Annotated in this window: 9 protein-coding genes and 1 pseudogene; 8 read left to right on the top strand and 2 right to left on the bottom strand. The window is 36.5% G+C overall.

Going from position 1 to position 8,981, the window contains the following annotated elements; genetic code table 11:
- Window positions 1–197: pseudogene (locus tag FEZ33_RS11370) on the top strand (IS30 family transposase); the annotation flags it as partial.
- A 4-nt stretch (window positions 198–201) separates the two neighbouring features.
- Here FEZ33_RS11370 and FEZ33_RS11365 read toward each other — a convergent pair.
- On the bottom strand, window positions 202–759 hold the full coding sequence (locus FEZ33_RS11365) for a MetQ/NlpA family ABC transporter substrate-binding protein (RefSeq protein ID WP_138405495.1): 558 nt from the start codon (window positions 757–759) through the stop codon (window positions 202–204).
- Between the two features lie 529 nt (window positions 760–1,288).
- Between FEZ33_RS11365 and FEZ33_RS11360 the strand changes: the two genes are divergently transcribed.
- The 5 genes from FEZ33_RS11360 to FEZ33_RS12795 all read left to right on the top strand — a co-directional run bounded on the left by FEZ33_RS11360 (window position 1,289) and on the right by FEZ33_RS12795 (window position 5,853).
- Window positions 1,289–1,729, top strand: a complete 441-nt coding sequence (locus FEZ33_RS11360; RefSeq protein WP_138405494.1) for a MarR family winged helix-turn-helix transcriptional regulator — start codon at window positions 1,289–1,291, stop codon at window positions 1,727–1,729.
- A 15-nt stretch (window positions 1,730–1,744) separates the two neighbouring features.
- Window positions 1,745–3,577, top strand: a complete 1,833-nt coding sequence (locus tag FEZ33_RS11355) for an ABC transporter ATP-binding protein (protein WP_138405493.1) — start codon at window positions 1,745–1,747, stop codon at window positions 3,575–3,577.
- Window positions 3,578–3,978: 401 nt separating this feature from the next.
- Window positions 3,979–5,316 carry a ferredoxin reductase family protein gene (locus tag FEZ33_RS11350; RefSeq protein WP_171031389.1) on the top strand — a complete coding sequence of 446 codons (1,338 nt, stop codon included), beginning with the start codon at window positions 3,979–3,981 and terminating at the stop codon, window positions 5,314–5,316.
- A gap of 70 nt (window positions 5,317–5,386) precedes the next feature.
- Window positions 5,387–5,581, top strand: a complete 195-nt coding sequence (locus FEZ33_RS12800) for an SDR family NAD(P)-dependent oxidoreductase (RefSeq protein ID WP_235888839.1) — start codon at window positions 5,387–5,389, stop codon at window positions 5,579–5,581.
- Window positions 5,569–5,853 (top strand): SDR family NAD(P)-dependent oxidoreductase, encoded by a 285-nt coding sequence (locus FEZ33_RS12795; protein WP_235888838.1) that lies wholly within the window; start codon window positions 5,569–5,571, stop codon window positions 5,851–5,853. The genes FEZ33_RS12800 and FEZ33_RS12795 overlap by 13 nt, the downstream gene beginning before the upstream one ends.
- 111 nt (window positions 5,854–5,964) lie before the next feature.
- Here the strand turns inward: FEZ33_RS12795 and FEZ33_RS11340 are convergent, their stop codons facing one another.
- Complete coding sequence (locus tag FEZ33_RS11340) at window positions 5,965–6,903, bottom strand: IS30 family transposase (protein ID WP_138405491.1); 939 nt, start codon at window positions 6,901–6,903, stop codon at window positions 5,965–5,967.
- Between the two features lie 186 nt (window positions 6,904–7,089).
- On the opposite strand from FEZ33_RS11340, the gene FEZ33_RS11335 reads away from it, so the two are divergent.
- Window positions 7,090–7,557 (top strand): TetR/AcrR family transcriptional regulator, encoded by a 468-nt coding sequence (locus tag FEZ33_RS11335; protein ID WP_138405490.1) that lies wholly within the window; start codon window positions 7,090–7,092, stop codon window positions 7,555–7,557.
- Between the two features lie 678 nt (window positions 7,558–8,235).
- Window positions 8,236–8,679, top strand: coding sequence for a cation:proton antiporter (locus FEZ33_RS12630; protein ID WP_212746708.1), 444 nt, complete (start codon window positions 8,236–8,238; stop codon window positions 8,677–8,679).
- Window positions 8,680–8,981 lie beyond the last annotated feature (302 nt).

Raw genomic sequence — 8,981 nt, 5'->3', positions numbered from 1 at the left:
TGAATGAGAATTCCAATGGTTTATTACGCAGAGACGGACTGCCAAAAGGAATGGACTTTAATCAAGTAGACCAAAGCTTTGTGTCATCGATTGCACACAAACGGAACACGATTCCACGGAAATCCTTACACTACCGAACACCGTTGGAAGTATTTTTGAGTTACTTAGATGAAACAGTTTTGTCTAGCTTAATTTGACAAATCAAATTTCTAAATTCTTAGGGTTCGCTGTAATATCTTCTTCATCTGCGTAAATACCAACTTCATCATCAACTTCAATTAAACCAGCAATCTCTAAAGCTAAAAGCGCCCGTCCTAAAGTTGAAGGATCGTTTGGTAAAGCAATGCTTCCGCCTTCTGGAATATCGTCCGGAGTGGCATGTTTCTCAGAATATAAGCCTAAGGGCATTAAGAGTGTATTGGCAATCGCATAGACCGATCCATCATTATCTTCATTCCATGATTTAATAAAAGGATGTCCTTGGAAACCACTCATATCAAGTGAGCCATTTTGCAATGCTACGTTGGGTTGATTGTAATCATTAAACAGAACCAACTCTAACGTAATTCCTTCTTCTTCCAAAGCTTTCTCTGCTACGTATTCCCACAGCTCCAGCCCTGTATCACTCACAACACCGACGATGACCGTTTCACCTTCAAACTCTTTTGTTTCCTCAGCTGAAGCAGCTGGTAAAAGCCATTGGCCACTCACTAATAAGATACTTAATACGATACCAAATACACGTTTGATATTTTTCATTTTATTCTCTCCCTTAAGCTATTATTCTTCCAGAACTTGCAACTTTTGTGAATAAAAAAAGTCCCTTTTGTCAGAGATATCTCTAACAAAAGGGACGAAGAGTCGTGTTACCACCCAAATTTCTATTATCTTCACAAATAATAGCTCAATCAGTATCAATAAATACTGCACACTGTATCGGGTGTTCCCGTCTAAGAAGTGTTAACCTCTTAAGCTGCTCCAAGCTCATCTTCACTCACGCTTAAACCGCCCTTTTTCACCGAACCAGACTCTCTGTACTTGTTAAGTCGTTTCGCTACTCTTCTCTTCATCACAGTCGCTTATTAATCTATTGTTTTATATATTATGCGTCTTCATTAAAATTGTCAACTGTTTTATTATAAACTTATTATAAAAAAATAATCGGTCTCATTTTATAATTAATAATAATCAAGTCCATATTTGATTGACAAAATGATAAGGATACTTTATAATAGTTAACATAAGTTAATTACTTATATGTGTTAATTATAAAAGAAAGGGTGAGATTATGGATTCGAATCATCGTTATGTCGAAGAAATCATTAAACAATTCAATCATCTAAAAGTCCAACGTCGCAAAGCAGCTACCCACCAAAAAGTAGGACGCGGTGCCGGCTTTGTACTTACTTATCTATATAACCAAGATGAAAATGTTATACCGAGCGAAATAGGTAGACAGATGAATGTGTCAACACCTAGAGTCACAGCAATTCTAAACAAATTAGAAGCGAAAAATTTAATCATACGGACCATCTCTCCAGAAGATCGCCGAAATGTATTTATCACTTTAAGTGAGCAAGGTAGACAAATCGTCGAAGAGAAAAAAGCGCAACAAGAAAAGAATATTCAAACACTCGTTGAAAGACTTAAAAGTGATGATGTAGAAGCGTTTATACGCGTACTTAAAGAAATTGACACTATCATCGAACAACAAGGTTGGGGATTTTAATAAAGGAGTGATTTATTGAGAAGAATCAATCATAGAGAATTAGATAGAGAAATTAATGAACAACCACCCGTAATCACTTTACACATACTAAAAAGAATTTACCATTACTTGAAGCCCTACACATTCCAAGTCGTTCTAATGATGGTCATCATCCTTTTAGCCGCATTACTCGGTATGTTACCCGCAATTTTAACCGGTCGCATCATTGATGAAGGCTTTATCGGTGGTGACTTTAACCAGTTAACCACCCTCATTAGCACATCATTCATCGTCTTACTTTTAACCGGTTTAATCGGTTTAACTCAAAGCTTTCTCGGCGCTTGGTTATCCCAAAATATCGGGAAAGATATGCGTAATCAGATGTATGATCACCTCCAAAAACTATCCCAAGGCTTTTATGCTTCAGGCAAACAAGGTGAAATTATTACCCGAATGACGAGTGACATCAGTGGTGTTCAAAGTTTCGTTACTGGTACCTTAACCCAAACCGTATCCAACTTAGCCGTATTAATCACTTCTATTGTCGCGATGATCCAATTAAACTGGGTGTTAGCTCTAGTCAGTATGTTAATCGTTCCCCTATTAGTCTTCCCTATAAAAATCGTCGGTAAAAAGCGTTGGGCACTCACGAATGAATCACAAGATTTAAACGATGATGCCAACGAAATATTAAACGAAACACTCAGCGTTAGCGGTCAACAACTGGTTAAACTGTTCACTAAAGAAGAAACTGAGTATCAACGTTACCGATCAGTCAATGAACAGCTTACACAAGTCAAAGTTAAAGAAACGACCGTTGGGCGCTGGTTTAGAATGGTTGCACAAACATTTATCGAAGCCGGCCCGATGTTCATTTACTTAGCTGGAGGCATCATGCTTCTCATCAATCACTATCAAGGTTTAACTGTCGGTGATATTACTATCCTCGTCGCCCTCACGACTCGTATGTATAGACCTTTAATGCAACTTATGGATATACATATCGAATTTATCCGGTCCCTCGCACTATTTAATCGAATTTTTAACTACTTAGACATGCCGATCGAAATCAAAAATAATGTCCATGCACTCTCTCCAAAACAAATTAAAGGCGATCTTAGCTTTAACAACGTATCTTTTCACTACAAAGAAGATACTCGAATCCTACATGATATTAGTTTTCAAGTTAAAGAAGGAGAAACCTTAGCAATCGTTGGCCCTTCTGGTGCAGGAAAGTCTACCTTATTCAATCTTATCCCTCGACTCTATGACGTTATCGGGGGAGAAATCAAACTAGACGACTATAATATCCAAGAGCTAGACTTACATTTCCTTAGACAGAATGTTGGGCTGGTTACCCAAGAAACTTACCTCTTTAATGCATCTATCAGAGAAAACCTTCTATATGCCAAGAGCGATGCGACTCAAGAAGAACTCATTAAAGCGTGTAAAGAAGCCAATATTCACAATTTTATAATGAATCTTCCTGACGGCTATGACACCGAAGTCGGTAACCGAGGTATCAAATTATCAGGGGGAGAAAAACAGCGCATCTCCATTGCCCGCGTATTCTTAAAAGACCCTAAAATCCTTATTTTAGACGAGGCTACATCAAGTTTAGACTCAATATCCGAAGGGCTTATACAAGATGCATTAAGTTCTTTAATCAAAAACAAAACAAGCTTAGTCATCGCCCACCGTTTGTCTACCATTATATCCGCTGATAAAATCCTCGTCTTAGACAATGGTCACATAGTCGAAAGAGGAACACATCAACAACTATTAGAAAATGATGGTATGTATAAATTGATGTACGAGACGCAATTTAAACCTTATATCAATGATACTCAACAACTCGCTTCAGCCTAATTAGGAATAAAAAAACTGGTCATTCTCCATGAGATGACCAGTTTTTTCTACGTATTTTAATCATCTTTGAAGAAATCCATAAATCTTAAATAAATGGAATGGCATAACTTACATGTATTATATTCAGCTGTAAATGATAGTTTATTTATCTGAAAATTTATTTATCTAATTGAATGCATATCGATTGTGTCTTTTTATTTTTAATGGTAGGGTTTTCATAACATATAAAGAAATTAACACTCTAATTTAGATGATGAATTTTCTTATGATACACCTGATGTTGCCTATTCTTAAGATGCAGGAAATATGACATTGTACTCAAGACAAACGTTCGTTTCTACAGTGATTGAAGACTCGATTTAATATAGAGCAAAGAACATAATAGAAAAGGAGTGAAAATGATGAATAAACAAATTATAAGATGGTTTTTCCCAGGTGTAGCCACTGTGATGTTTATAACCTTCTTGATTGCCTTGCTACAAGATTATATACCACCGAACTTTCAGGAGTTCATGTCTAACATAACAGGATCACTATCGTTTTGTATCATGCTAACACTGGTTCTAATTTCAGTCCGCCCTAAAGCAATTGAAAAGAAGCTAGGATTAACTGATATGTATGAAGTCCATGCTTGGATGGCAATGGTCTTACCAGTGACCTTACTTATCCATGTTACTATCCGTTGGAGTGGTATAGAAAATATCTTGAATTTCAATTTAACCAATACATCAATACTAGGGTATATTGGTTTGATTACACTCATTGTCGTAGTATTAACGGGAATCTTCGTCTTATCTGATACCATCATAAAGAAATCGAAAAAATTGATGAATTTTAAAGGTAATGCGAATCGAAATATGTATTTATGGTTGCATCGTTTTGCCATTGTCAGTGTGATTGCCATTCATTTCCATGTTTATAATGTCTCTTATCTATTAGAAAATACAGCGTTTCGCTTTTTAACCTCATTCTATACTATCTTTGTATTAGGTTGGTATTTCTTATTTAAACTCAAATTGGGAAGATTACCCAAGTATGAAGTCGTGCGAAGAAGCAAAATCTCGCCAAAGATTCATGAAATTGAATTAAAACCTATGGACGGCAATCGACTAGATTATATTGCAGGGCAATATGGCTTTTTCCGTTTCGTGGATTCTCCAGTTAAGAGCGAAGCCCATCCTTTCTCATTCTCGAGTGCACCAAGCTTTAATAAAGATTCTGTCATTGTGATGATACAAGAAGACGGAGACTTTACCAGTACATTAGATGACGTTAAAGAAGGAGACAAAGTAACTATCGAAGGTCCTTATGGCAACTTCTACCCTAAAGATGTCCGTCAATCCAACGAACCAATGGTTCTCTTATCTGGCGGAATTGGGGTGACGCCTAGCTTAAGTGTCTTACGAGAAGAAATTGCGAACAATTCTAACCGCCGCATCGTTTTCATTTGGGGCGTTGCTACTGAAGAACAGTTAATGTATTACGATGAATTAGAAAAAATCGCTGAAAAATACCCAAACTTCTCTCACCACATTATATTCAGTAACGAAGAAGTTGAAGGTTTTCCTCATGGCTTTGTTGACAATGACTTTATTCAGAAGGAAGGTCTGAAAGAATATTATGAGACTGCTTCCTGGCATATCTGTGGCCCGCCGCCTATGCTTGCAGCGGCCAAGAATCTCTTAAAAGAAAACAATGTAACCGAACAACAAGCGAATATTGAAGAATTCTCATTTTAGTCTATGAATAATTTCTAATTAGCCAGAGATTTTCTAGCCAATTAGAAAAATAAAAATCGGAAGTTTTATAATGGGTAAGTTAGATGGAAAAGTGGCTATTATTACTGGAGCAGCTGGTGGAATTGGTATCGAAACGGCTAAGTTATTCTTAGAAGAAGGGGCAAAGTTAGCCTTAGTTGATTTATCAGAAGAGGATTTAAAGGAAGCAGGGGATCGCCTGGTTTGGCTCCTTATTCAGCTTCCAAACATGCGGTGGTTGCTTTAACTAAAACTGCTGCCTTAGAAGTGGCCGAAAGTGGTGTCAGAGTCAACTCTATCCACCCTTCTCCAGTTGATACTTCCATGATGGAGGAACTCGAAAAAGGTTCAGGAGATGAAGAAACTGCAAAAGAAGAATATATTTCAACGATTCCTTTAGGTCGCTACGCTAAAGCTGATGATATTTCCAAACTTGCTTTATTTCTAGCATCAGATGACAGCACCTTTATCAGTGGATCACAATACCGAATCGATGGTGCAATGGGTGCTCAACAATAATATGTAACTTTTATCTTCTTTAAATACGAACAGCTCCGCAATACAATTTATTGCAGGGCTGTTCGTGTTTATAGTTGTTGAATTGCAATAATTATTGCGACAATTTTTTATTTACTCAATTAATAAGAGTTCGTGTAAAAATACTTCCAAAGGTGTTTGGTAATCTAAGCATTTCCTAGGACGATTATTCATTAACCACAAAGCTTGGTTGAGTTCTTGGGAAATCACTCTAGCGAGGTCTGTTTTCTTAGGAAAAAACTCACGCAGTAAACCGTTAGAGTTCTCATTGGTTCCTCTTTGCCAGGCACTATAAGCATCGGCAAAATAAAAATCAATCCCTGCTGCTTCGACCTCAGGATAACAAGCAAATTCTTTTCCTCGATCTGAGGTAAAGGACTTTAAAGCTTCCTTAGGTAAGTTTTCTCTCAAATCTTCAATCGCAGTTTGCATAGCAACTTTAGAGCGATTTGGCATGGGTAAAGCAATATATATACGGCTTTTTCGTTCTGCAAAGCTCGCGAAACAACCTTTACTCTTACCTCGAGAAGAAACAACTGTGTCGAGTTCCCAATGCCCGAACTCTTTTCGATTCTTCACAGATTTGGGGCGTTTTGAGATGGGAGTGCCGATATTAAACTTTCCTCGCGTTTCTTGAGGCTCTCGACTTTTCCCTTTGTGTCTTAAGACAGTTAGGGGCACCTTTAAGATATCTTGGTAAATCCAGTTATAGATGGATTTAAAGGAAATTTTCCCCTGATAATCTCGTCCAACAATTTGTTCAGGTGACCATGTACGTTCTAATTTATCTTGAATGTCTTTAAGTAGCTCGACCGTGTACTTAGGATTTCTACCCTTAAGACGTGCACGTTGATTGGCACCTTCATGGGTATCCTGAGCTTGGTATTGATCTGAAGGGCATCGTTTAAGTTCTCGATAAATCGTTGACCGATGGCGCCCGATTAATTGAGCAATGCGATTAATTTTATAGCCTTCTTGATAGAGTATTTCTATTTTTGAACGTTCCTCTATGGTAAGATGTGTGTAGCTCATAACAGACCTCCGTGTTTATGTTTTTGTCATTACTAACATTTTACACGAACCTGTTATGGGTTTCTTTATTTGTCGCACTTAATTTTACAATTCATCATGTAATAAAGCTTAAGTAGCAGTCTTTTGACCAGATAGTCAAATATGATAGAAACGATTCGTTGACCACTCGGTCAATATTGAAATGAGGTGACACGACTAAATAGAACAAAGCAAAGTAATTTAAAAAATCAACAAATTATCCAAAGTGCTATTACTGAATTTGGCCTTCATCGTTATAGTGAGGCCTCACTTAACGTAATATCTAAAGAAAGTAATTTTTCCAAAGGAATTATCTATCATTATTTTAAGAACAAACATAATCTATATTTAGCCTGTGTGGCTGAATGTTTCGAAAGCTTCATCACTTTTCTTAATGAAGAGTCAGTTTCCTTTGAAAATATCGAAGTAGCAACTAAAAAATATTTTTCATTGCGTCAACAATTCTTTGACCGAAAATCTAAATTTAGTAATATATTTGCGAACGCCGTTTTTCATCCACCCCTACACTTAAAGAAAGAAATCAGAGCACTGAAAACAAAGCTGGATCAATTCAATTATGATTTCTACGAAAGTATCCATCAAACTGTAGATTTAAAGGACTTATGTGATTTTTGATGAGGCGATGGAATATTTTAAAGTGTTTCAAGAATCATTTAATTACTATTTCCAAACACAAGATGACGAAAATTACGCTCAACTGATTCAAGAGCACGAACTTAAATTAGAAAAATATTTAAAATTATGTTTTATGGAATAATTAAAGAGGACACATCAGATTGAATTTGTTTATTCGATATATAACGGTTCCAGCAATAACATTCTTCGCTGGTAAATTGGTTGCTAAATTGAGACTTCTAGCGAGCGATATTAGGATGGGTAGCTAATAGCAAGATGGTTTGGTTTTAGGCCCTCACGCGCTTGGTCTTATGAACGTTGTATTAATGAATGCAAACTGTTATCAAGCTTAATTAAATGTTTTAGAAGTATGATTATGATTATGATTGGTACGGAGCATGTATTTAAGAAGCTGAAAAAATCAGGAAAGAATATAATTATAACTACTCTGTTCCAATCACTCACTACTTTCTTAGTCGTCGCAGTATTTTTTGGAGTTATTTTCTACTTTACTGGCGTTCTAATTTAATTTGGGATTTGTGTTTGGTGAAATTGCTTAAGCTACCGTCCCAGCACTAGCCTTATCGATTGTGAAAAAGTTTAAATCGAAAGGCCCTGTTACCAATACATAATTCCAATGGTTGCTTTAGATTCAATAACCTTGTATTTGGTAGTCCAGTGATGAACTTTATGCTCATGGTCTTAGGTCTTTCAGCAACGATTGCTAATATCGTCTCAGAAGAAAAATTGGACGAAATTATGACCCTTTTAAATCCTACCTTAGGTTTAGCGTTAATGATGGTAATTCTAAACTTAGATGCTCCATTAGATTATCAATTAAGTTTAGGAGCTGGAGCCTTTACAGCTATTTTCATTTTATCAAGAGCTTTAGGTAAATATTCCGGCGCTTATATTGGAGCAAAAGTCACAAAATTACCCAATACAGTAGCGAAACATCTTGGTCTGACACTATTACCCCACTCAGGGTTTTTACTCGCCTTTACTGGGATTGCAGCTTCACAAATCGCTCTATTCGACCCTACAACAGCCACCATTATTCAAGGTACAATTAATTGCAGCAGCCGCTTTTATCAACGAGATAATCGCTGTTCTTATTTCTAAAAAAGCCTTTGAATGGGCTGGGGAATCAAATCAACAGAGAGCCACTCAACCCATAGGTGATTTGAATACATCGAAAATTTAATTAAATGAATGCACAAATAGAGCACTCCGGGGATTCTTGAAGAGCTCTATTTGTGCATTATTCTATGGACACGCTTTAATTTATAACTTATTACCTGAATAATTCATAGTTTTTCTAAAAATGTCAATTAATGTTGTGATTATAGTACTTGTAGTAAATTGCTTCATCACCCGTTAGGTGATGCAAAAAGAACCCCTTTCTGATATGGTTAATTCACAAC

It is taken from the genome of Ruoffia tabacinasalis, assembly GCF_005864045.1.
Taxonomy (GTDB): Bacteria; Bacillota; Bacilli; order Lactobacillales; family Aerococcaceae; genus Ruoffia; species Ruoffia tabacinasalis.
This window is presented reverse-complemented; position numbering and strand designations above follow the sequence as displayed.

What these genes read in the sequence shown, in the direction of transcription:
- FEZ33_RS11365 (WP_138405495.1), bottom strand. Translation starts at nt 759, where the DNA reads ATGAAAAATATCAAACGTGTATTTGGTATCGTATTAAGTATCTTATTA.
- FEZ33_RS11360 (WP_138405494.1), top strand. Translation starts at nt 1,289, where the DNA reads ATGGATTCGAATCATCGTTATGTCGAAGAAATCATTAAACAATTCAAT.
- FEZ33_RS11350 (WP_171031389.1), top strand. Translation starts at nt 3,979, where the DNA reads ATGAATAAACAAATTATAAGATGGTTTTTCCCAGGTGTAGCCACTGTG.
- FEZ33_RS12800 (WP_235888839.1), top strand. Translation starts at nt 5,387, where the DNA reads ATGGGTAAGTTAGATGGAAAAGTGGCTATTATTACTGGAGCAGCTGGT.
- FEZ33_RS11340 (WP_138405491.1), bottom strand. Translation starts at nt 6,903, where the DNA reads ATGAGCTACACACATCTTACCATAGAGGAACGTTCAAAAATAGAAATA.